Annotated in this window: 13 protein-coding genes; 7 read left to right on the top strand and 6 right to left on the bottom strand. The window is 69.3% G+C overall.

Annotation, left to right across the window (positions count from 1 at the left end):
* Positions 1-191 precede the first annotated feature (191 nt).
* Positions 192-1,634, top strand: a complete 1,443-nt coding sequence (locus tag LTT66_RS14150) for an FAD-binding oxidoreductase (RefSeq protein WP_233069236.1) — start codon at positions 192-194, stop codon at positions 1,632-1,634.
* Positions 1,631-2,947 (top strand): class I SAM-dependent methyltransferase, encoded by a 1,317-nt coding sequence (locus LTT66_RS14145; protein WP_233067523.1) that lies wholly within the window; start codon positions 1,631-1,633, stop codon positions 2,945-2,947. Before LTT66_RS14150 ends, LTT66_RS14145 begins: the two co-directional genes overlap by 4 nt.
* Positions 2,948-2,957: 10 nt before the next feature.
* Here the strand turns inward: LTT66_RS14145 and LTT66_RS14140 are convergent, their stop codons facing one another.
* The 5 genes from LTT66_RS14140 to LTT66_RS14120 form a co-directional block, all read right to left on the bottom strand.
* Positions 2,958-6,530: a serine/threonine-protein kinase gene (locus LTT66_RS14140; protein WP_233067520.1), complete on the bottom strand. Its 3,573-nt coding sequence runs from the start codon at positions 6,528-6,530 to the stop codon at positions 2,958-2,960.
* Positions 6,531-6,811: 281 nt separating this feature from the next.
* On the bottom strand, positions 6,812-7,909 hold the full coding sequence (locus tag LTT66_RS14135) for an esterase-like activity of phytase family protein (RefSeq protein ID WP_233067518.1): 1,098 nt from the start codon (positions 7,907-7,909) through the stop codon (positions 6,812-6,814).
* A gap of 112 nt (positions 7,910-8,021) precedes the next feature.
* A complete protein-coding gene (locus tag LTT66_RS14130; protein ID WP_269822011.1) occupies positions 8,022-10,172 on the bottom strand; it encodes a 3-hydroxyacyl-CoA dehydrogenase NAD-binding domain-containing protein in 2,151 nt (716 codons plus the stop codon).
* Positions 10,173-10,286: 114 nt separating this feature from the next.
* Positions 10,287-11,501, bottom strand: coding sequence for an acetyl-CoA C-acetyltransferase (locus tag LTT66_RS14125; RefSeq protein ID WP_063018946.1), 1,215 nt, complete (start codon positions 11,499-11,501; stop codon positions 10,287-10,289).
* A 370-nt stretch (positions 11,502-11,871) separates the two neighbouring features.
* Positions 11,872-14,622, bottom strand: coding sequence for a DNA polymerase III subunit gamma and tau (locus LTT66_RS14120; protein ID WP_233067515.1), 2,751 nt, complete (start codon positions 14,620-14,622; stop codon positions 11,872-11,874).
* 452 nt (positions 14,623-15,074) lie between these two features.
* On the opposite strand from LTT66_RS14120, the gene LTT66_RS14115 reads away from it, so the two are divergent.
* From LTT66_RS14115 to LTT66_RS14100, 4 genes are all read left to right on the top strand, one after another.
* A complete protein-coding gene (locus tag LTT66_RS14115) occupies positions 15,075-15,893 on the top strand; it encodes a hypothetical protein (protein WP_233067513.1) in 819 nt (272 codons plus the stop codon).
* Between the two features lie 79 nt (positions 15,894-15,972).
* Entirely contained in the window at positions 15,973-18,219 is a 2,247-nt protein-coding gene (locus tag LTT66_RS14110; RefSeq protein ID WP_233067511.1) for an MMPL family transporter, read from the top strand.
* A complete protein-coding gene (locus tag LTT66_RS14105; RefSeq protein ID WP_233067510.1) occupies positions 18,216-18,905 on the top strand; it encodes a TetR/AcrR family transcriptional regulator in 690 nt (229 codons plus the stop codon). Before LTT66_RS14110 ends, LTT66_RS14105 begins: the two co-directional genes overlap by 4 nt.
* Positions 18,906-19,065: 160 nt before the next feature.
* Positions 19,066-20,316 (top strand): ammonium transporter, encoded by a 1,251-nt coding sequence (locus LTT66_RS14100; RefSeq protein ID WP_233069232.1) that lies wholly within the window; start codon positions 19,066-19,068, stop codon positions 20,314-20,316.
* Positions 20,317-20,323: 7 nt separating this feature from the next.
* Here LTT66_RS14100 and LTT66_RS14095 read toward each other — a convergent pair whose 3' ends face one another.
* On the bottom strand, positions 20,324-21,244 hold the full coding sequence (locus LTT66_RS14095) for a neutral zinc metallopeptidase (RefSeq protein ID WP_269822010.1): 921 nt from the start codon (positions 21,242-21,244) through the stop codon (positions 20,324-20,326).
* Positions 21,245-21,530: 286 nt separating this feature from the next.
* Here LTT66_RS14095 and LTT66_RS14090 point away from each other — a divergent pair, with 286 nt between their 5' ends.
* Positions 21,531-23,162, top strand: a complete 1,632-nt coding sequence (locus tag LTT66_RS14090) for a DUF2207 family protein (protein ID WP_233067507.1) — start codon at positions 21,531-21,533, stop codon at positions 23,160-23,162.
* Positions 23,163-23,177: the final 15 nt, after the last annotated feature.

Below are 23,177 nucleotides of genomic sequence, written 5' to 3'. Positions count from 1 at the left end.
GGATGCGGTGTCTCGACGGATGTCCATCCTGCCCTGTCCATGCCGCGGGAAAACGCGGAGGGCGTCGGCGTGTGGCAAACGCCTCCGGACAATTCGGTATTCCTTTTCGCAACATATGCGTGACATTTCTCCGCCACTGTGGCCGCGCGGTGGCCCAGGCGTATCGTCCGTACTAGCGTCGAGGGGTGGCAGTGAGTCTGTTGGGGAAGGCCGGACACGCACCGGCCGCACGCGAATCAGGATTTGCCGCGCATCGAGCGGGCGTGGACCGCCTATTGGCGAGTTACCGCGCGATACCCGAGCATGCCAACGTCCGGTTGGCGAAGAAAACCTCGAACCTTTTCCGCGCCAGGGCCGAGAACACCGCGCCCGGCCTCGACGTCTCCGGATTGACCCGCGTCATCGCGGTGGACCCGGTCGCCAAGACCGCCGACGTGGCGGGCATGACCACCTACGAGGAGCTGGTGGCCGCCACCCTCCCGTACGGGCTGGCGCCACTGGTCGTTCCGCAGCTCAAGACGATCACCCTGGGCGGCGCGGTCACCGGTCTCGGCATCGAGTCCACCTCGTTCCGCAGCGGCCTACCGCACGAGTCCGTGCTGGAAATGGACGTGCTGACCGGCGCGGGCGAGATCCTCACGGTGACGCCGGGCAACGAGTACGCCGATCTGTTCCGCGGTTTCCCGAACTCCTACGGCACGCTGGGCTATACCGTCCGGCTGAAGATCGAGCTGGAGGAAGTCCAGCCGTACGTCGCCCTGCGGCACCTGCGGTTTCACGATCTGCGGGAGCTGGAGTCGACCCTCGCCGCGATCGTCACCGACCGGACCTACGCGGGTGAGCGAGTCGACTACCTCGACGGCGTCGTGTTCTCCGCCGACGAGAGCTACCTGACGCTGGGCCGCCGGACCGACGAGCCGGGCCCGGTCAGCGACTACACCGGGATGGACATCTACTACCGGTCCATCCAGCACGACGGCGCCGAGCCCCGGCGCGACCACCTGACCATCCACGACTACCTGTGGCGCTGGGACACCGACTGGTTCTGGTGCTCCCGCGCGTTCGGCACGCAGAACCCGAAGATCCGCCGGTTCTGGCCGAAACGTTACCGCCGCAGCAGTTTCTATTGGAAACTCGTAGCGCTGGACCGCAGATACGGCATCGGCGACAAACTGGAGGCCCGCAAGGGCAATCCGCCACGGGAGCGGGTCGTGCAGGACATCGAGGTACCGGTGGATCGCACCGCCGACTTCGCGGAATGGTTTCTGCGCGAGATCCCGATCGAGCCGATCTGGCTGTGCCCGCTGCGTTTGCGCGACACCGGCGAGGCGGACCGGCCGGGCGGCCGCCCTTGGCCGCTGTACCCCCTGGAGCCGGACCGAACCTACGTCAATGTCGGATTCTGGTCGGCCGTGCCCACCGCCCCCGGGCAGCAAGAAGGCGCGGCCAACCGCGCCATCGAACACACGGTGACCGACTTCGACGGTCATAAGTCGCTGTACTCGGATTCCTACTACGGCAAGGATGAGTTCGCGGCGCTCTACGGCGGAAACACCTACACCGAACTGAAGAAACGCTACGACCCGAACCAGCGCCTGCTGGATTTGTATTCGAAGGCGGTGCAACGTAAATGACGACATTCAAGGACCGCTCCGATGTCTTCGCCGATCTCGGGACCAAGCTCAGCATTGCCGAGATCTTCGAGACCCTCGTCGAGGGCGAAGTCCCGATCCGGTTGACGGCCTACGACGGCAGCGCGACCGGACCGGAGGATTCGCAGTACGCGCTGGACATCCGGACGCCGCGCGGCATCAACTATCTCGCGACCGCCCCCGGCGACCTGGGCATGGCCCGCGCCTACATCGCAGGCGACATGACCGTCACCGGCGTGCACCCGGGCGATCCGTACGAAGTCCTGAAGGCGATGGACGGGCTGAAGTTCCGCCGTCCGTCCGCGCTGGCCCTGGTGACCATCGCGCGCTCGCTCGGCTGGGAGCGGCTCAAGCCGGTCCCACCACCGCCCCAGGAGACCCTGCCGCGCTGGCGGCGCATCGCCTTCGAGGGCCTGCGCCACTCCAAGACCCGCGACGCGGAGGCGATCCATCATCACTACGACGTCTCGAACACCTTCTACGAGTATGTCCTCGGCCCATCGATGACCTACACCTGCGCGACCTACGGCGACGAGAGCTGGTCGCTGGAGCAGGCGCAGGAGAACAAGTACCGCCTGGTGTTCGACAAGCTGCGGCTGAAGGAAGGCGACCGGCTGCTCGACATCGGCTGCGGATGGGGCGGCATGGTGCGCTACGCGGCCAAGCGTGGCGTCAAGGTGATCGGCGCGACGCTCTCGGCCGAGCAGGCGGACTGGGCCCGGAAGAAGATCGCCGAGGAAGGCCTCGCCGATCTGGCGGAGGTGCGCCATTCCGACTACCGCGACGTCCCCGAGGGCGAGTTCGACGCGGTGTCCTCGATCGGGCTCACCGAGCACATCGGGGTGCACAACTACCCGTTCTATTTCGACTTCATCAAGGGCAAGCTGCGCGACGGCGGCCTGTTCCTGAACCACTGCATCACCCGCCCGGACAACACCCGCACCACCAAGGCGGGCGATTTCATCGACCGCTACGTGTTCCCGGACGGCGAGCTGATCGGTTCCGGCCGGATCATCTCCGAGATCCAGAACATCGGGCTCGAGGTGCTGCACGAGGAGAACCTGCGCGAGCACTACGCCCTGACGCTGCACGAATGGTGCAAGAACCTGGTCGCCAACTGGGACGCCTGCGTCGCGGAGGTCGGCGAGGGCACCGCGAAGGTGTGGGGCCTGTACATGGCGGGGTGCCGCCTCGGCTTCCAGCGCAACGTGGTTCAGCTGCACCAGGTGCTCGGCGTCAAACTGCCCGCCGACGGCGACTGGACCGTGCCGTTGCGGCCGTGGTGGCAGCCGTAACCCGGCTCCTTCAGAAGACCTGACTGCCCGCCCCGTCCAGGAGCTCGTCCAGGAACCGGGCGGGCAGTTCGGTGTCGCCGACCTGTAGCGGAGCGGGCAGATCGGCGCGCAGCACGCGCAGGATGCCGACCACGCCGGGGCCCGCGTCCAGCAGTGGCCTGGTCCAGCCGAGGTCGGCGCAGGTCGCGAGGGAGGGCAGCAGCAGGTTGGTCGCCTCGCCGACCCAGCCTGCCGCGGCCAAGCATTCTGCGAGCAGCAGCGCGGCGTCCAACTGCGCGCGCGGGCGGTGCTTGTCGCGGGTGTGGTCGTGCAGCGCGCGGGCGCGGCGCACCGCCCGGTCGTCGGAGCCGAGCCGGTGTTCGGTGAGCAGCGCGCGGATCGCGGCGAGTTCCTCGGCTTCGGCGGTGAGCAGGGCGGCGCCGCTCAGCCGATGCCCGGCCTGGAGCGGCGTGGACTCGCTGGGATCGGTGTACCGGCGATCCGCGACCTCCGGCGGCATGCCGAGGCGCAGCCGTTCGGCCCTGATATGCGCGGCCAGCCGGGTCAGCCGGTTGTCGGCGGCGATGCGCGCGCCCTCCTCCAGCCGGGTGGCGGCGGTGTACAGGTCGCCACGGACCGCCTTGACCCGGGCGCCGACCACGAAGGTGGAGATCAGGAAGTCGACCGGGCCGATCCGGGTGACCAGCTCGTGACTCTCGTCCAGCAGCCGGTCGGCGGCATCCAGATCCCCTCGGCGGTAATTCATTTCGCCGAGCAGCGCGGCGGCCACGCGCACCGCGTGCGAGCGCGGGCCGGAGCGCTCGCGCGCCGACTCCCACGCCTGCTGGAAGCTGTGGGTGGCGGCGGCGACGTCGAGCTGCTCGTAGGCTGCCGCGCCTCGGCCGCAGCGGCCGAAGACCATGCCGAGCGGGTCCTTGGAGCGCTCGTGGTACTCCTCGGCCCAGTCCTGCATCTTCCTCGCGCCCTCGAAGTCGAACTCGCACAGGCGCACGAAGGTGGCCAGGTTCGCGGCGGTCGAGACCGTCCACGCGGGTAGGTCGTCCGGCTGCTGCAGGCAGTCGGCCACCCGAGCGCAGACGCCCTCGGTATGGTCGCGCGCGATCTGGTCGGAAGCGGCGAGCACCGCCGCCTGGCAGCGCTGCACGCGCACGTCGGCGTCGCCGGATGAGCCGCGGGCCAGGATGTTGGACAGTCTGCCCAGCGCGTTGCGCGCCGCGCCGGACTGCTGCAGGTTGACGTTCGCCCTGGCCACCGCCATCAGCAGCTTCGAGCGCGAGGCCACCTGCTGCATCGGCAATTTCGACACGCTGCCCAGCAGGGTGGCGAGCCGGGAACCGTCGATCAGATCCATCCCGCCGCTCTCGAGCAGGTCCAGCGCCATCTTCAGGTCGGTCGCGGCCAGCGCGTGGTCGACCGACTTGCGCAGCAGCTGATGCTCGGCATACCAGCGAGACGCCTTGCGGTGCAGCGACTTCAGCTTCCCCGGGTGGACGCGATCGAGCCGGGTCCGCAGATGCTCGGCGAACAGCGGCTGCATCCGGAACCACTCCGGATCGTGCGCGATGCGCCGCAGGAACAGCTCGCGTTGCTCGGCCTGCTCGAGCAGCTGTTCGGCCTCCGGCTCCTCCGACAGCGCCGCGGCGAGCGAGCCGCACACCCGCTCGGTCACCGCGATCGACATCAGGAACTCGAGCATCCTCGGTTCCAGGGTGTCCAGCACGTTCTCGGCGAGGTACTCGCGGATGCCGTGGTTGCCCTCCGAGAGCGTGGCGATCAGCTGGGCGGGATCGGCGTTGCCGCGCAGCGACAGGCCGACCAGCTGGATGGCGGCGGGCCAGCCGTCGGTGGCGGTGTGGATCTCGGCCACCTGCTCGGGGGTCAGGTCGAATCCGTTGCGGTCCACGAGGATCTGGCGGGTTTCCGTCTCGGTCAGGCGCAGCGCGGCCGAGCCGATCTCCACCAGTTCGTCGTGCACGCGCATCCGGCTCGTCGGCAGGCCGGACTGCTCCCGGCTGGTCACGACGAAACGCAGATGGTGGCAGCCGTTGTCCAGCAGGGCTTCCATCGCGCGATGCGCGCCCGCGTCGGTGATCCGATGCCAGTCCTCGACGATCACCACGACCGTCTTGCCCGCCGCGTGGATCTCGTCGATGAGCGTGGGGATCACGAACGCGGCGGCATCGGCGGGCCGTTCCTCCAGCACCTGGCCCAGCCCGTCGCCGACCTCCGGATGCACCCGGCGGATCGCCTGGATCAGGTGGGCCAGGAACCAGATCTCGTTGTCGTCGTCGCGGTCGACACCGATCCAGGCGATCACGGCGTCGTCTTCGGCGATCGCGGCGCGCCACTGCGCGGCAAGCGTGCTCTTGCCGAACCCCGCCGGGGCATGGATCACCGCCAGCCTGCGTCGACCACCCCCGCGCAGGATGTCCAGCAGACGCGGCCGCGGTATCGGCTCCCGGGTGGGCGTAGGTGGACGGAATTTGGTCACGGCCGTCGGCGGCAACGTCGACGGATGCTGCGAGACGGCGGGCCGCAGCGTCAACGGCCAGCTGCGCCGCGCGGTGACGGCCGCACGGGAGCCCGTCCACGCGGCGGTCGGCTCGCCGACGGCGGTCGGAGTCGTCGCTTCGGCCTCCAGCGTGGTGTCCAGCAGCGCCATCTCGTCCGGCAGCTGATCGTGGTCGCGCTGCACCGCGCGCAGCATCTCGCCGAACTCGTAGGCGCTGGCCGGGCGATCCCGCGGACTCGGCGACATGGCGTGTTCGATGACGGTCGCCACATCCGGCGGAATGTCCTGTTCGCGCAGGTCCGGCACCGGCTGCGTGGTGATCCGCAGGAACTGCGCGACCACCCGCTCACCCGCTTGCCGCTCGAAGGCCGCGTGCCCGGTCAGCAAGGCGAACAACGTCGAGCCGAGGCCGTAGACATCGGAGCGGATGGTCGGCTCGTCGCCTTTGAGCACCTCCGGCGCGGTGAACGCGGGCGACCCGGTGATCAAGCTGCTGGAGGTTTGGAACCCGCCCGGAATGCGGGCGATGCCGAAATCGGTCAACTGCGGCTCGCCATAGCCGCTGAGCAGGACATTGGCCGGTTTCACGTCGCGGTGCAGGATCCGGGCGCGGTGCGCGCTCTCGATCGCGCCCGCCAGCTTGACCCCGGCTCGCAGCGAGTCCGCCCAAGTCAACGGGCCTTGATCACGGATCAGCTTTTCCAGCGACCCATGGGTGCAGAACGGCATGACGATCAGGGGCATCCCGGTCTCCGTCACGTCCACCTGCAGGATGTCGACGATGTTCGGATGGCCGGACAGCCTGCCCATGGCTTGTTCCTCGCGCAGGAACCGTTCCCGGCTCTCCGGGTCGATCTCCGACGAGAGCACCTTCACCGCGACCACCCGGTCCAATGCGGTCTGGATGCAGCGATACACCACCCCGAACCCGCCCCGGCCGATCTCCACCGCACCCGACAGGCCCATCGCCTCGAGTTCGTCGGCGATGGCGATCGGCGTCAGACGCTGCGTATGCGATTCGGCCGCAGGGGATTCGGGGCGCACCCGGCCCGAACGCGTCTGTGGATTCATGTGATCACCTCGAACTCACATCGAATCGGCGACATCGGCGACCAACTCCGCGCCGACCCCGGACGCGGGTGTCCGATATGTCTGCGCATACTCCAACGTAGCGCGGTGCGCGAGCACGCGGGAGATCTTTCGGAACAGGACGGCTCGTGTCCGCGGTCCGCGCGTTTCGCGCCGCTCAGCGCCCGATCACGGGAACGCCGTCAGAGCGTTGTTCGGCGACCGATCGACCGGACCGCACGAGGTGGCTGTTCGACTACTCGACCGGGGGCTACGCCGAGGACCTACGCGACGGCGAGGGTGATCACCTGGGTGACCTGGTCGCTGTCGAAATTGTCGTCGCTGACCAGAACCAGGGTGCGTTCGCCGGAAGGCAGCCGGGGCCCCCAGGTCATGCCCTCCACATTGTCGATGATGGAGAGCCCCACATCGTCGAGATCGACCAGCAACCGTTTCGCCACCGGACGCGCCGCGCCGATCGGGCTATCGAGGACATTGGTCGCGGCGCTCAGATCAGCCTCGTAGATACGGATCTTGTTGCCCGCGTCATATGAAAAGGACCGTTCCAACACAAGAACTTTCGTGGGGTCCAGCGGATCGGCGGCCAGAAGGGAAGCGATCCCGGTTCCTCCGCGGCCGGGCTCGGGGCGCGACTCGGTGAAGACCGGCTCCATCGGATACGCGTACTGGGCGAGCAGGGGGCCGGATCGGGCCTGAACGGTGATCCGCGCGACCGCGCCACTCGTCGTGGTCGCCGCCGGGCCGTCCGGCAGCAGCGGTCCTTCCGTGGCGGTCACGAACAACGCGCCCGCAGCGAGGAAGGCCGCCGCCTCCAATCCCTGATTCTGCCGGGGACCCGCACCGGGACGCATGCGTTCGTTCTCCGGGATCGGCAGCTCACCGGCGTACGAGCCGTCCGGGTGCGCGATCCGCACCGAGGGGTCCGCGAGAACCGCGCCGTCCCGCTCGCCTTCCTGCGTCCAGTAGTAGTCGCCGGTCCACGGGTCGACGCGGATCTCCTCGGGATCCACCGACATCGGCGCGTAGGCGGCGCCCGTCGCGGTCAGCAGCGGCCGGGTGCTGGTGAACGTCATGGGCCCAGCTCCGCGCTCGCCGACCTCGATCCGCGCGGTGTAGTACCGCGCGGGGTTCTTGTTCGACCGATCGTCGCTGATCAGCACGAATTCACCGGTGCGTGCCGAGTAGTCGATCCCGGACAGGCCACCCACGGTGGTGCCGTCGAAGTCCAGGCCCGATGCGATCACTTGCTCACTCAGCAAACGCACCGAGGGCGCCGCCGCTGGATCGGCGCCGGCCACCGGGGCCGAGGCGAGCACGAGGGCACAACCGGCGATCAGAACATGACGACTACTTCTCCGCACGAACGCCAACCTATCCGGCCGAACGGACGCGAAGGTGAACGGGCCGGAAAACGACGGAAGCCCGCCACCGCGAAAAGCGATGGCGGGCTTCGCCGTTGATTACGGCGCGAGATTACTTACGCAGCGAGGCCGGAACCTCGAAGCGCTCGCCGTAGGTCTTGGCGAGGTAGTCGGCGCGTTCCACGAAGGCCTCCTGGCCACCGGGGTAGCCGACGATGAACTGGTGCACACCACCGGTCCAGGCCGGGAAGCCGATGCCGAAGATGGAGCCGATGTTGGCGTCGGCGGTGGAGGTGAGCACGCCCTCGTCGAAGCACTTCTGGGTCTCGATCGCCTCGGCGAACAGCATGCGGTCGATCAGATCCTGGATCGGGACGCCGAAGTCCGCCGTGGTCTTGAAGTGCTCGCGCAGGCCCTCCCACAGGCCGGTGCGCTTGCCGTTCTCGTCGTACTCGTAGAAGCCCGCCTTCTCCAGACGGCCCGGACGACCCTCGGACACCATGTAGTCGATGACGTCCTGCGCCGGGTGCCGCTTGGCGCCCAGGGTGGTGTCGCCCGCCTGGGCGGCCTCCAGGGTCTCCTTGGCGATCTTCTGCATGAGCTTCATGTTCAGCTCGTCCGACAGCTGCAGCGGCGCGGCCGGGTAGCCCGCCTGCAGACCGGCCTGCTCGATGGTGGCGGGCTCGATGCCCTCCTTGAGCATGGCGATCGCCTCGTTGACGAAGGTGCCGATCACGCGCGAGGTGAAGAAGCCGCGGCTGTCGTTGACGACGATCGGGGTCTTCTTGATCGCGAGGGTGTAGTCGAACACCCGGGCCAGCGCCTCGTCCGAGGTCTTCTCACCCCTGATGATCTCCACCAGCGGCATCTTGTCGACCGGCGAGAAGAAGTGGATGCCGATGAAGTCCTCCTGGCGCTTCACGCCGGTCGCCAGACCGGTGATCGGCAGGGTGGAGGTGTTCGAGCCCAGCAGCGCGTCGGGGGTGACGATGTCCTCGATCTCCTGGAACACCTTGTGCTTGAGCTCGGTGTTCTCGAAGACGGCCTCGATGACGAAGTCGACGCCGGCGAAGTCGGCCGCGTCCGCGGACGGCTTGATCCGGTCCAGCAGCGCCTTGGACTTCTCCTCGGTGGTCTTGCCCCGGGACAGCGCCTTGGCCTCGATCTTCTCCGAGTAGTTCTTGCCGCGCTCGGCCGCCTCGATCGAGACGTCCTTCAGCACGACCTCGTAGCCGGCCTTGGCGGAGACGTAGGCGATGCCCGCGCCCATCATGCCCGCGCCGAGCACGCCGACCTTCTTGATCTCCTTCTTCGGCACGTCCTTCGGCCGCGAGCCACCGTTGTTGATGGTCTGCAGGTCGAAGAAGAACGCCTGGATCATGTTCTTCGCGACCGGGCCGGTGAGCAGGTGCACGAAGTAGCGCGACTCGATCAGCGACGCGTTGTCGATGTCGACCTGCGAGCCCTCGACCGCGGCAGACATGATGGCGCGCGGGGCCGGCATGTTCGCACCCTTGATCTGCTTGCGCAGGTTGGCCGGGAACGCGGGCAGGTTCGCCGCGAAGGCCGGGGAGGACGGGGTGCCGCCGGGGATCTTGAAGCCCTTCTTGTCCCAGGGCTGCACGCCGCCCTCGGGGTTGGCCTTGATCCACGCCTTGGCCGCGGGGACCAGCTCCTCGATCGAACCGACGAGCTCATCGATCAGGCCGATCTCCTTGGCCTTGGCCGGCTTGTTGCGCTGGCCCTGCAGCAGCACCTGCATCAGGGCGTTCTGCAGGCCCAGCATGCGCACGGTGCGGATGATGCCGCCGCCCGCGGGCAGCAGGCCGAGGGTCGCCTCGGGCAGACCGATCTGCGAACCCGGTACGTCCGCCGCGATGCGGTGATGGGTGGCCAGCGCGATCTCCAGACCGCCGCCGAGCGCGGCGCCGTTGATGGCCGCGACGACCGGCTTGCCCAGCTGCTCCAGGCGACGCAGGGCGCTCTTGATCTCGGTGAGCTCGTCCATCAGCGCCTGGGCGTCGTCCGGGCCGACCTTCATCATGTTCTTCAGGTCGCCGCCGGCGAAGAAGGTCTTCTTCGCGGAGGTCAGCACGACACCGGTGATGGTGTCCTTCTCCGCCTCGAGCCGTTCGACGGTGGCCGTCATCGACTTCTTGTACAGCTCGTTCATCGTGTTGGCGCCCTGGTTCGGGTCGTCCATCGTCAGCACGACGATGCCGTCCGAATCCTGCTCCCAACCGATCATGTTGGTTTCGCTCACAGCTGTGTGTCTCCTGATTGAATTGCGGCGTTCGCGATGCCTGCTCGGTTACGCAGGCCGCCTGCTCCGGGCCCGTCGCTCACGCCGCGTAGTGAAATAGCTGTCGGTTGGGGCTCAGACCCGCTCGATGATGGTCGCCACGCCCATGCCGCCGCCGATGCACAGGGTGATCAGCGCGTAGCGGCCGTTGCGGCGCTCCAGTTCGTCGACCATGGTGCCGGTGATCATCGCGCCGGTCGCACCCAGCGGGTGGCCCATCGCGATCGCACCGCCGTTGACGTTCAGCTTCTCGTCCGGGACGTTCAGATCCTTCTGGAACTTCAGCACCACGGAGGCGAACGCCTCGTTGATCTCGACCAGGTCGATGTCGTCGAGGGTCAGACCAGCCTTGGCCAGCACCTTCTTGGCGGCCGGCGTCGGACCGGTGAGCATGATGGTGGAGTCGGCGCCGCTGGTGGCGGTCGCGACGACGCGCGCACGCGGGGTCAGGCCGGAGGCCTTGCCCGCCTCTTCCGTACCGACGAGCACGAGCGCGGCGCCGTCGACGATGCCGGAGCTGTTGCCGCCGTGGTGCACGTGGTTGATCTTCTCCACGAAGTGGAACTTCTGCAGCGCCACCGCGTCGAAGCCACCCATCTCACCGATCACGGCGAAGGACGGCTGCAGCTTGGCCAGGTCCTCGGCGGTCGTGCCGGGACGCATGTGCTCGTCCTTGTCCAGCACGACGATGCCGTTCTGGTCCTTGACCGGGACGATCGACTTGGCGAAGTAGCCGCCGGTGGTGGCCTTGGCGGCCAGCTCCTGCGAGCGCACCGCGTAGGCGTCGACATCGTCGCGGCTGAAGCCCTCGATGGTGGCGATCAGGTCGGCGGAGACGCCCTGCGGGACGAAGTAGGTGTCGTAGTTGGTGGCCGGGTCCAGCGCCCAGGCGCCACCGTCGGAGCCCATCGGCACGCGCGACATGGACTCGACGCCACCGGCGATGACCAGGTCGTCGAAGCCGGAGCGAACCTTCTGGGCGGCCAGGTTGACCGCCTCGAGGCCGGAGGCGCAGAAGCGGTTGAGCTGGAAGCCGCCGACGGTGTCGGGCAGGCCGGCCACGGTGACCGCGGTGCGGGCGATGTCGGCGCCCTGGTCGCCGACCGGCGCCACCACGCCGAGGATCAGGTCGGAGATCCGGTCCTCGTCGAGGTTCGGGAAGCGGCCGCGCAGCTCCTGGATCAGACCAACAGTCAGGTCGATCGGCTTGACCGAGTGCAGCGAGCCGTTCTTCTTGCCACGGCCGCGCGGGGTGCGGATGGCCTCGTAAATGTAGGCCTCTGTGGTCATATCGGAGTGTTCCTTCCTCAATGTGCGGCGGCCGGACATTCGTCCGTCCGAGCGCTCCTTGCGGTCGGCCGGCACATTCGTCCGTCCGAGCGCTCCTGTGCGACCGTCCGGCACGTTCGTCCCGTCCGAGCGCTGGTGTGCGGCGACACCGCGGGTGCGGCGTGGCTGCGGATGACCTCGCCGACCGGCCTTGCGACCGACCGTTCCTAACGCTGTACAAAACCAGGCAAGCAACAGCGGACGCACGTCCCGGTCGCTCGTACGCCTGGGCATACCATAGAACGTCGGCGTACCGAAGCTCACGGCTACCCGCTCATACTACCGTGGAGTGCGAACTCCGGTTAACTTAACGTCGTCGGAGCGGTGGTTGTCAACCATCCAGCCGTGTGGCACCCAGCTCACTCTTCAGCAATTCGAGGGCGACCTCGTCCGGGTCGCGCCGGTCGCCGGGAGCGACCGGGTCGGCCGCGGCGGCCATCATCTCCTGCTCCTCTTCCGGCGTCGAGGCGGGGACGACGCCGTCACCGGCCCCGCTGCGGCCGCTCGCCGCGTCGTTTCCGCTCGGTTCGGCGTCATACGGCGGCGGATAATCCGCGGGGCCGGGATCGTCCGGGAGGTCGGGGTAGTCGGGCGGCGGGATGTCGTCGTCCGCGGGATACGGGCGCGGGTTCGCGCCGGTCGCGCGCGAGCGCCCGGCGTTGCCCGACTTGTCGGCGCCCCCGTTCCGGGTCTGGCTCGGGCGCGAGAACCGCGGCGGGGCGGCGGCGTCCGGAGCACGGCCCGCCGCGTTGCCGGATTCACGTCCCGGCTGATTGCCCGCCTGCCCGCGGGTGCGGTTGCCCGCACCGCCGGACCGGGGCGCGGCCGCGGGACGTGGCGCCGCGCCACCCGCTTCCCAGCGCACTTCGTGGTCGCGACCGAGCACCGCGCGCACCGCGGACCGGACCGCTTCCAGATTCCGCGGATCGGACAATCGCTGCGCCAGCGGCGCGTGCTGATGAGCGAAGACGATCACCTCGCCCTCCACTCGGGCGACCGACGCACCGGCGAGCATCGCCTGCACGGCGGCGCCGAACTCACGCACCTTGGCCCGGATATCCACCCAGGCGGCCTCCACCTCGCGCAACAGATCACCACTCGGCGCGGAGGAAGGATCGGAAGCGGGCTCCGATGACGGCGCGCCGGTCGCGGTCGCGTCGGTCGCGCCGGTCGCGGGCGCGTCGGGCAGGCGGGACGCAGACGCGCCGGGCACCTCGGACGCAGACGCGCCGGGCACGCGGGACGCAGACGCGCCGGATCGATCCCGATCGCCGTGCCCGGCGGGGGAACTTCGCACGACGGCCGAATCGGCGGCCACGGGGTCGCGCCCGGCGGCCGGGCCCGGCACCTGCGCGCTCGATGCCCGAGAATCCGCTGCCTGCGCCGCCGGAGAGAGCCCCGAACCCGCGACATCGTCGGAAATCCGCTGCGGCGCCCCGGATTCGGAAGGAAGGCGCCCCGCTCCCGCACTCGCACCGCGGGTGACGGCGACGTCAGGCCCCCCGGACGATTCGGCCGTTCCACTCTGCGGAGTACCCGAGTGCGCGCTCGGCCCTCCCGACGTCATCCCTGCCGCACCGCCGCCAGATCCGGGATCGAAGCGCGGCTCGGCGACCGGCGCAATACGATCTGCGCCGCCCTCGACACCCACACCCGGCGCAACCGAGTCCGCGGAGGTCGGCCGACGACCTTCTCCGGCACCCGCGGATTCGCCACCACCGCCAGAGGCTCCGCCACCAGGCACTACGGCAGTGGAACCGGACGACGAGCTCCCCCCCGGTCCGACCGGCGCGGGACTCTCGCGGCGAATCGCTGCCAGTGCCTCTGCCCCACGGCGGCGGGGCGGCTCCGACGGGGGTCCGCCCGCCGCCGGCGGCTGGGTGGGAGCGGCTGGCGAGGACGCGGCGGGGGCAGCGGCGAACGAGCCAGCCGCCAGACCGCGCTCCAGCCGTTCCAACCGCTGCAGCGTGGCGGATTCGGTATCCGACACCGATGGCAGCAGCATGCGCGCGCAGACGACTTCGAGCAGCAGTCGCGGCGCCGTCGCGCCGCGCATCTCCCCGAGACCTTCGTGCAGCAGCTCGGCGTAACGAGTCAGGGTGGCCGAGCCCAGCCGCGCGGCTTGGTCGCGCATCCGCTCGAGCACGTCGCCGGGCCCGGTGACCAAACCGCGTTCGGTGGCGTCGGGCACCGCGCGCAAGAGAATCAGGTCGCGGAAGCGATCGAGCAGATCGACGGCGAAACGACGTGGGTCGTGGCCCGCCTCCATCACCCGGTCGACGGTGCCGAACAACACGGCGCCGTCGTCGGCGGCCAGCGCCTCGACCGCGTCATCGATCAATGCCACGTCGGTGACGCCGAGCAGCGAGACCGCGCGAGCATAGGTGACGCCCTCCGGGCCCGCACCCGCCAGCAGTTGGTCGAGCACGCTCAGGCTATCGCGCGGCGAACCGCCACCCGCGCGAATCACCAAGGGGTACACCGCTTCTTCGACCGGCACGTGCTCCTGCTCGCAGATCCGGCCGAGCAGGCCGCGCATCGTGGCGGGCGGCAGCAGCCGGAACGGGTAGTGGTGCGTGCGCGAGCGGATGGTGGGCAGCACCTTGTCCGGCTCGGTGGTGGCGAAGATGAAGATCAGATGCGCCGGCGGCTCCTCGACGATCTTGAGCAGCGCGTTGAATCCGGCGGTGGTCACCATGTGCGCCTCGTCCACGATGAACACCCGGTACCTGGACTCGGCGGGTGCGTAGAAGGCGCGGTCGCGCAATTCCCTGGTGTCGTCGACACCGCCGTGGCTCGCGGCGTCGAGTTCGATGACGTCCAGGTTGCCCGGACCGCCGGGGCCGAGCGCGACGCAGGACGGGCAGGTGCCGCAGGGCGTCGATGTGGGCCCCTCCGCGCAGTTCAGCGATCTGGCGAGAATACGCGCGGACGACGTCTTACCGCAGCCGCGCGGACCGGAGAACAGATAGGCATGACTGATCCGCCCGGTGTCGAGCGCGATACTCAGCGGGTCGGTGACGTGCTCCTGACCCACCACCTCAGCGAACGTTGCCGGTCGGTACTTCCGGTACAGAGCCACGGCCAGAGGTTACCGGCGACTACCGACAAAGGACATTCCCGCCTGGTGCGCCGTTCCGGGCCGGTGCGGCGGCCATAGATGTGATACAAGTCACAACATGCTCGCCGCCTTCTTCGGCGGCCAGCCGGGATACACAGCGATGGCAACCTTCGAGCTATCGCTTATGCGGACCGCGCGAATTCGGAACTTCGCCGCCACGCCACCCCCGCCGATCTGGAAAATATGAACTCACACCCCGCTTTACCCCAAATTTTTGGAGATAACGAAACCGTCACCAAGGGTGACACCGATGCAATCGGCTGGCTAACGTGGCATTCGGCAACTTCGGTAGCCAAACCTTCATCAGGTTGGTGACCCCGGCCGGTCCCTCATCCCGACCGGGGCACAACCAGCAGAGCTCGGCCCACGGGTGACCAGCGCTAATTCCCACTTCCACCGGAGGACCGTCCACCGTGTCGTGTGACGACATCGCCGCCGCCTGGCTGTCCAGTACCGATTTCGCAGGCGACCGCTCCGCCGTCGCCCTTTTGAGCCGCGCCATCAGCCCGCAGGAGTTCGCGATCAAGCGCGACTCACTGCCGGTGACCGCGGCAGCCGATCCGGCCACCGCCGCCGCCATCCTCGAGCTCCTCGAACGCGGCCAGGTGCCCACCATGGCCGCGATCCGCACCCTGACCGCGCAGAACGAGATGCGCCGCGAGGCCGAGCGCATCGAACGTCTCGGCAGGCGCGCGCAGCGCAGCATCGACGACTTCGGCCGCGCACTCGCCAAACTCGCCGACGCGCACTGGACCGCGCACGGCTATGGACCCACCCGCCGCGACGTGCTGTGCAGCGAGCAGATCATGACGCTGATCCGCACCCACGTCGGCAATATCGCGCCGTCGGCGGTCAAACACCTCTGGCTGATCGAGCGGGCCCAGCGTGCCGGGTGGATCGCTTCGAACGCCAACCCCCGATCCCTTTGCGCCGCACGGCGTTTCTACGCCGCCCAGTACGGCAACCGGGTCTCGTTGCGCCCGGTGAACACCATCGGCACCGCGATCGCGACATACCTCGCCGACTACCTGGACGAACACGGCCGCGCGCCGCGCTGGTCGGTGGTCGCGCAAGAACTGCGCGACGACCGGGGCCGCCGGATCTTCCACAACACCGCCGACGCCCGCGTCCAGCAGCTGTGGTTGACCACCGCGGAGTGGGTGGAGATGCAGGACGACCTCCCCGTGCCCGGGCGGAGGGGGTTGCGGGCCATCCGGAAGTCCCGCGGCTGACGTCGGGCGCATCCGCGGAATCGACACCATAGGTTAACGGCGTTACTCTAACGCTGTTAGCCTAACGAGCGGAGCCGCGATGCTGACCCGGATTGCCCGTTTCACCACCCGATCTCCGCGCACCGTGCTGGCCGCGGCATCGGCCATCGCCCTGCTGTGCGGCGTCTTCGGGGCCACCGCGCCCGCGCACTTGAAGTCCGGCGGTTTCACCTCTGCCGATGCCGAATCCGCGCAGGTCAATCAGCTGATCGCGGACAACTTCGCCGGCGCGGCGCCCAACTTCGTCCTGCTGGTCGGTTCCGAGGCGGGCGCGGACGATCCGGCCACCGAAGCGGCTGGTGTCGGGCTGGCCGAGGCGCTGAAGACGCGCGCGGACGTGCAGGGCGTCCAGTCCTACTGGACCACGCCGCAGCCGCTGGCGAACGCGTTGCGCAGCACCGATGGCAAGAGCGCCTTGGTCGTCGCCTACCTCGACGGCGACGAAACGCAGGTTCAGCAGACCGCGGGCGAACTGGAGCGGCAGTTGGCAGGCGTCTCCGACGGCGTCACGGTCCGGCAAGGCGGCATCGCCGCGATCTACCACGACGTCACCGAGCAGACCACCCGCGACCTCGCGCTGGCCGAGGGCGTCGCGGTGCCGCTGTCGATGATCGTGCTGATCCTGGTGTTCGGCAGCCTCGTCGCCGCCGCCCTCCCGCTGACCATCGGCATCTTCGCCATCCTGGCGACGCTGGCGATCCTGCGCCTGTTCACCCTGTTCACCGATGTGTCGATCTACGCACTGAACATGACGACGGCCATGGGCCTGGCGCTGGCCATCGATTCCAGCCTGTTCATCGTCAGCCGCTTCCGGGAGGAACTCGCGCACGGCCTCGATCCGGCGGCGGCCACCATCCGGTCCGTGCAGACCGCGGGGCGCACGGTGCTGTTCTCCGCGCTCACCGTCGCGCTGTCGATGGCCGTGCTGAGCGTGTTCGACCTGTACTTCCTGAAGAGTTTCGCCTACGCGGGCGTCGCGGTCGTCGCCGCGGCGGCGGCCGCCTCGATCGTGGTGCTGCCCGCCGCGCTGGTCCTGCTCGGACACCGCGTGAACTCGCTCGACCTGCGGGCTCCGTTGCGGCGCCTGTTCCGCCGCGGCGCGCCCGCGCCCGGCCCGCGCGCACCGGAGGACAGCGGCTGGTACCGGCTGGCCGGCGTGGTCATGCGGCACGCGGCGCCGGTCGCCATCGTGATCATCGCGCTGCTGCTGGCGCTCGGCGCACCGTTCCTCTCGGTGCAGTTCGGCTACCCGGACGACCGGGTGCTGCCGACGACCGCCTCCAGCCGCCAGGTCGGCGATGCCCTGCGCACCGAGTTCCCCCAGGCCGATCCGGTCGCGAGCACCACGATCGTGCTGGACGGCTATCGCGTCGACGTCGCGGCGCTCGGCGGGTACGCCGCCGAACTGTCCAAGGTCGACGGCGTGCCCGCGGTGCTGTCCGGAGCCGGGATCTACGCGAGCGGCACGCGAGTCGCGGCAGCTCCGCCCGGAATGGTCAACGCCACCGGGGCCTATCTGAGCGTGGCCACCAAGCTCGACCCCTTCTCGCCCGCCGGTGAACGTCAGCTGAAGGACATCCGGGCGATCCCGGCGCCGGGCGACGCGCTCTACGGCGGCGCGGCGGCGGCCAACGCCGACTCACTGCACGCCCTGGCCGCCCGGCTGCCGCTCGCCGCCGCTCTGATCGCGCTGACCACGTTCGTCGTGCTGTTCCTGTTCACCGGCAGTGTCGTACTGCCGATCAAAGCGCTCTTGCTGAACACGCTGTCGCTGGCGGCCGCTTTCGGCGCGATGGTGTGGGTGTTCCAGGAGGGCCACCTGTCCGGACTGCTCGGGTTCACCCCGGTGGGCTATCTGGTGCCGACCATGCCGATCCTGATGTTCTGCCTGGCCTTCGGCCTGTCCATGGACTACGAGGTGTTCCTGCTCTCGCGGGTGCGCGAGGAATGGCTGGCCACGCACGACAACACCCGCGCGGTGGCGGTCGGCCTGGCTCGCACCGGCCGGATCTTCACCGCGGCCGCCTTGCTGATGGCGATCGTGCTCGGCGCCCTGGTGACCTCGAAGGTGTCGTTCATGCAGCTGCTCGGCCTGGGCCTCACGCTGACCGTGCTCGTCGACGCCACCATCATCCGCGGCCTGCTCGCGCCCGCGCTCATGCGCCTGCTCGGCAGGGCCAACTGGTGGGCGCCCGCGCCCCTGGCCCGCCTGCACGCCAAGATCGGGCTGACCGAAGGCGAGGAGGACATCGCCGCCCGCCCGCTGGAAACCGCGGGACGCGCGTGATCGGTGGCAGGCGTCCGCGGTCGCCGCGCGGGTCCGGCGCCCAGCTGCGGGAGGAGATCCTGCGCGCGACGGCCGAACTGCTCAGCAGGACCGGGCACGCCGACGCGGTCTCGATCCGCGCGGTGAGCGAGCTGGTCGGGGTGAGCGCCCCGTCGATCTACCGGCACTTCGCCGATAAGGACGAGCTCATCGAGGCGGTCGTCGCGCAGGTCTTCGAGGACCTCGCCGACGCGATGCGCGCCGCCACCGATCCCACCACCTCCCCGATGACCCAGCTGCACGATCAAGGCATGGCCTACGTCCGCTTCGCCCTCGAGCATCCCGAGCAGTACCGGCTGGCGACCGCGCCGACCGAGACCGGAGGCGCGGTGGACCAGGTCCTCACCAGCGGGGCCTTCCAGCATTTCGCGACCACCGTGCGCAAGTGCATGGACGACGGGACGATGGCGCCGCGCGACCCGCTGCCGATCGTGCTGGAGCTGTGGTCGGTGGCCCATGGCATCACCTCCCTGCTGCTGGCCAAACCCTTCCTGCCCTGGGGCGATGCCGAAGCCGTCGCCTCGCGCGTAATGAGCGCCGCGTGCCTCGGCTACAGCGTGCTCGATCTGATCGGCACCGACCCGCCGACAGCGGAGTCGGTGACGGAATGGCTGCGCGACGTCCGGCAGGGCCGGTCTCCGGCCTGAACCGTGGAAACGCGCTTCGACCGATGGGCTGTCGGGCCGCGAGCGACCGTTCGGTAACTTCCTCGCAGCGCACGCGCGCGGAAGGAGTGAACCCGTGTCTGCAACCATCGACCCGGCGGCCACCGCCTGGCTACTGATCAGCACAGCTCTGGTCCTGCTGATGACCCCGGGCTTGGCGATTTTCTACGGCGGGATGGTGCGCTCGACCGGCGTGCTCAACATGCTGATGATGAACTTCATCGCGATCCCGCTGGTGACCGTCGTGTGGCTACTGCTCGGCTACAGCCTGGCGTTCGGTGCCGACGCGGGCGGCGGCCTGATCGGCGATCTCGGGCACTTCGGCATGGCAGGCATAGACCCGACCTCGGTGCGCGGCTCGGTGCCGGAACTGCTGTTCGCGACGTTCCAGCTCACCTTCGCCGTCCTGACCGCCGCGCTGGTCAGCGGCGCCATCGCCGACCGCGCCAAGTTCGCCGCGTGGATGATCTTCGTGCCGCTGTGGGCGCTGGCGGTGTACGCGCCGATCGCGCACTGGGTGTGGGGTCCGGACGGCTGGCTCGCCTCGTTCGGCGCGCTGGACTACGCGGGCGGGCTGGTGGTGGAGATCGCCTCCGGCGCGTCGGCCTTGGCCCTCGCGCTGGTGCTCGGCCCGCGCATCGGGTTCAGGACCGACGCGATGCGCCCGCACAACCTGCCCTTCGTGCTGCTCGGCGCGGGCCTGCTGTGGTTCGGATGGTTCGGCTTCAACGCCGGCTCGGCGCTGGCCGCCAACGGCGTTGCCGCGGCCGTCTTCTTGAACACCCTGGTGGCGGGCTGTCTCGGCATGCTCGGCTGGCTCGCGGTGGAGCAGATCCGCGACGGCAGGCCGACCACGTTCGGCGCCGCGTCCGGCGTTGTGGCCGGTCTGGTCGCCATCACGCCCTCGTGCGGGTCGGTCAACACCTTGGGCGCGCTGCTGGTCGGGCTCGCGGCGGGCGTGGTGTGCTCGTTCGCGGTGGGCTGGAAGTTCAAGGCAGGTTACGACGATTCGCTCGACGTGGTCGGCGTGCACTTCGTCGGCGGCATCGTGGGCACCGTGCTGATCGGCCTGCTCGCCACCCAGGTGATGACCGGCGGCGTCGATGGCCTGTTCTTCGGCGGTGGCCTGGCTCAGCTGGGCAAGCAGCTGGTGGCGGTGCTCGTCGTCGCGGCCTACGCCTTCGGCGTCTCGTTCGCGCTCGGCAAGGGCATCGACCTGATCGTCGGATTCCGGGTCAGCAAGGAGGACGAGACCGCCGGCATCGACTTCGCCCTGCACGCCGAGACGGCGTATGCCGAAGGGGTGCACGGACACGCGCCACGCCGTCTCGGCGAGGGGCATTTCGGGCGTCCGCACCCCGATCGCCCGCTCGATGACGATCAGCGGGACTGAACGGGAATCAGCTCACCGAACTCGCCGACGCGGTGAACGTGTTGCACTGCGCCGCACGGTTCTTGTCCACACCCGTCTCGAACCACTGCCCGCCGTTCTCGGCGGAGCCGTGGTCCCGCATGTCCCCGGCCTGGTCGCCGCGCCCGTAGGCGTCCTTGCGGGCCAAGGTGAGCTGCGGATCGGTCAGCGAGCCGCCCTCCGCCGAGGAGGCAAGGTACATGCCGTCGAAGCAGTTGGCCTGCAATTCGACCCGGCGGGACAGCTCCAGGCCCTTGGCGGTGCGCGGTCCCGCGTCCGCCCGCTCGCTGTTGGCCTTGCGCAGGATGCCGGACATCGCCTGCACGTGGTGCCCGTACTCGTGCGCGAACACCGACAGGTACACCACCCAGTTGTCCTTGAAGAAGTCCGTCTGCAACTGACTGATCGGCATGTAGATCGTCTTGTTCGCCGGGCAATAGAACGCGGCGAAATTGCTGGTCGAGCCGGTGCACGGCGTGGTGATGCCCGCCGTGGTCGCGCTGACGTTCAGCGACGGCGGCTGGAACGGCAGGTTCGCCTTGCGCAGTACGGGTTTCCAGGCCGTCTCCAGGCACGACGCGGCGCTTTCGAAGAACTTGCGGGCGGCGTCCACCTGCGTGCCCCACCGCGCGTAGTCGCATCGCGCCGGGATCAGCGTCGCGTTCGGGTCGGTCAGCAGCGGATTGTTGCCGGTTTCCGACGGTCCGATCGAGCCGTCCGGCTGGGCGTCGAACGTGAAGCTCGGTTGCGGGCCGGACGCGTCGCTGTCGTTGCGTCCCACCGAGATGGCGTTGCGCACCAGCCCCGCGGCGACCAGGAAAACGACGACCACCAGCAGCACCACCCATCCGCCGCCACCGCGTTTGCGCGGCGGCGGGTAGGGCGGCCGTCCCGGCGGACCGTAGGGCATCGGCGGCGGGACCGGCGGGCCGTAACCCGGGGGCGGACCGTAAGCAGGCGGGGCATATCCGGGCGGCGGACCATAGCCGGGCGGTGGGCCGTACCCAGGTGGCGGACCGTAGCCCGGCCGCGGGCCATAGGGCGCACCGTAGCCGGGCGGCGGCGGAACCGGACGCCCCCCGTGCGGGACCGGTCCGTGTCCGTACGGTGGTTGTGTCACGCCCCCGTACCCCCTAGTCCTAGTGATCGCCGACAGCCGCTGACGCAGAATAGCAAGCTGTCTAGAGTAGGCAGCCATGCTGACTTTTCGGGGGGCCGCCCTAGGCGCGCTGCTTCTCGCCGTCGTGGGACTGTCCGCGACGGCCCCGGTCGCCCAGGCCCAGCCCGCGCCGGACGGCGTGACCATCACCGCCGATCTGAAGCTGAACCGCGAGGGCGTCCTCGAAGTGGTCGAACAGGTCTCGGTACCGCCGGAGGGCTCCTTCCGGATGTCGCTTCCGCTGCGGCTGAAGGTGAGCGACGACGCCGAGCGCGTCTTCCGGGTCACCGACGTGGACACCGAGGGCGCGGGCACCGCGACAGTCGCGAACGACCAGTTCACCATCGAGGCCAGGCCCGGCGAATCCACCTTCCGGTACTCCGTGCGGAACACCGTCAGCGGCGCGCAGGGCACCCAGGTGTTCCATTGGCTCGGTGTGCTCAACACCGACATCGCGTCCATCAGCGCCTCGCTGATCAGCCCGAGCTTCGAAATGGGCATCGTGGACTGCAAACTCGGCCCGCCCGGCAACACCCGGCCGTGCGCCGACGTCAAGATCGAGGCCGACGGCGTCCTTTTCCTCGAGCAGACCGACCTGCACAAGGGCGACGCGATCGACCTGACCTTGCAACTGCCGCCCGGCACCGTGCCGAACAACGCCGACGTGCGCGACAGCGGCGACGCGGGCCCGTTCACGATCACCACCCCGGTGCTCGTGGCGTTCGGCGTCCTCTTGGTGGCGCTGGCCGGACTGGTCGCCTTCGTACTGCGCGTCCGCCGCCAGGACGCGGCGATGGACGGCGGTTCGGAGACGATCGACCCGCTGCTGCGCGACGGCGACCGCGTGCAGTTCACCTCGCCCGACGGTGCGCTGCCCGGCGAAGCGGGCCTGCTACTGGACGGGTTCGTCGATCCGGTCGACATCGCCGCCACCGTGGTGGATCTCGCGGTGCGCCGGTACATCCGGATCACCCCGCTCAGCGACAGCGACTGGCGGATCACCCGGGTGAACACCCCCGATGACCAGCTGCGCGACTACGAGAAGGCCGTCTACCACGCGCTACTGCCCGACGGCTCCGACGCGGTGACACTGGCCGACCTGCGCAAGCCGGGTCGCGTGGGCTCCGGTCCGGTACGCACCGCGCTGGTGGCCGACGCCGTGGCCCGGGGCAACTTCCTGGACCGCAAGCAGCCCGGCTTCGCGGTGTGGCTCGGCGGCGCGCTGGTCGTGGCCGGTGTCGCGGCGACCGTCGCGCTCGCGCTCACGTCCGGGCACGCCCTGGTCGGTGTCGCCATCGCGCTCGGCGGTGTCGCGACCTTGCTCACGCCGAGGTACCTGCCCGCACGGACGGCGCGCGGGCTGGAGCTCGCCCGGCAGATCCGCGCCCTGCAGCGCGGCCTGGAAACCACTCGGCGCGAACACATCCCGCCGATCGACCAGGAGACCGTCTTCTCCCGCGCGCTGCCGTTCATGGTGCTCGGCGCGCGCGCCGACAACTGGATCCGCGCCTTCCGCGATCTCGATCCGTCGGCCGACGCGCAACCCGGCCTCTACTGGTTCGGCGGCTTCGAACGCGACCGCAACCTGCAGCGCTTCGCGGGCCACTTCCCGTTCTTCATCACCGCGCTGGAGGGTCTGTTCGCGACCGCGGGCGACCCGCATCGGTAACGCCTTGCACGCGCG

The organism is Nocardia gipuzkoensis (assembly GCF_021183645.1).
Classification (GTDB): Bacteria; Actinomycetota; Actinomycetes; order Mycobacteriales; family Mycobacteriaceae; genus Nocardia; species Nocardia abscessus.
This window is presented reverse-complemented; position numbering and strand designations above follow the sequence as displayed.

Bases quoted from the DNA above. Each gene is read 5' to 3' on its own strand.
- LTT66_RS14090 (WP_233067507.1), top strand. From the start codon at position 21,531: ATGCTGACTTTTCGGGGGGCCGCCCTAGGCGCGCTGCTTCTCGCCGTC.
- LTT66_RS14095 (WP_269822010.1), bottom strand. From the start codon at position 21,244: ATGCCCTACGGTCCGCCGGGACGGCCGCCCTACCCGCCGCCGCGCAAA.
- LTT66_RS14110 (WP_233067511.1), top strand. From the start codon at position 15,973: ATGCTGACCCGGATTGCCCGTTTCACCACCCGATCTCCGCGCACCGTG.
- LTT66_RS14100 (WP_233069232.1), top strand. From the start codon at position 19,066: ATGACCCCGGGCTTGGCGATTTTCTACGGCGGGATGGTGCGCTCGACC.
- LTT66_RS14145 (WP_233067523.1), top strand. From the start codon at position 1,631: ATGACGACATTCAAGGACCGCTCCGATGTCTTCGCCGATCTCGGGACC.
- LTT66_RS14125 (WP_063018946.1), bottom strand. From the start codon at position 11,501: ATGACCACAGAGGCCTACATTTACGAGGCCATCCGCACCCCGCGCGGC.
- LTT66_RS14140 (WP_233067520.1), bottom strand. From the start codon at position 6,530: ATGAATCCACAGACGCGTTCGGGCCGGGTGCGCCCCGAATCCCCTGCG.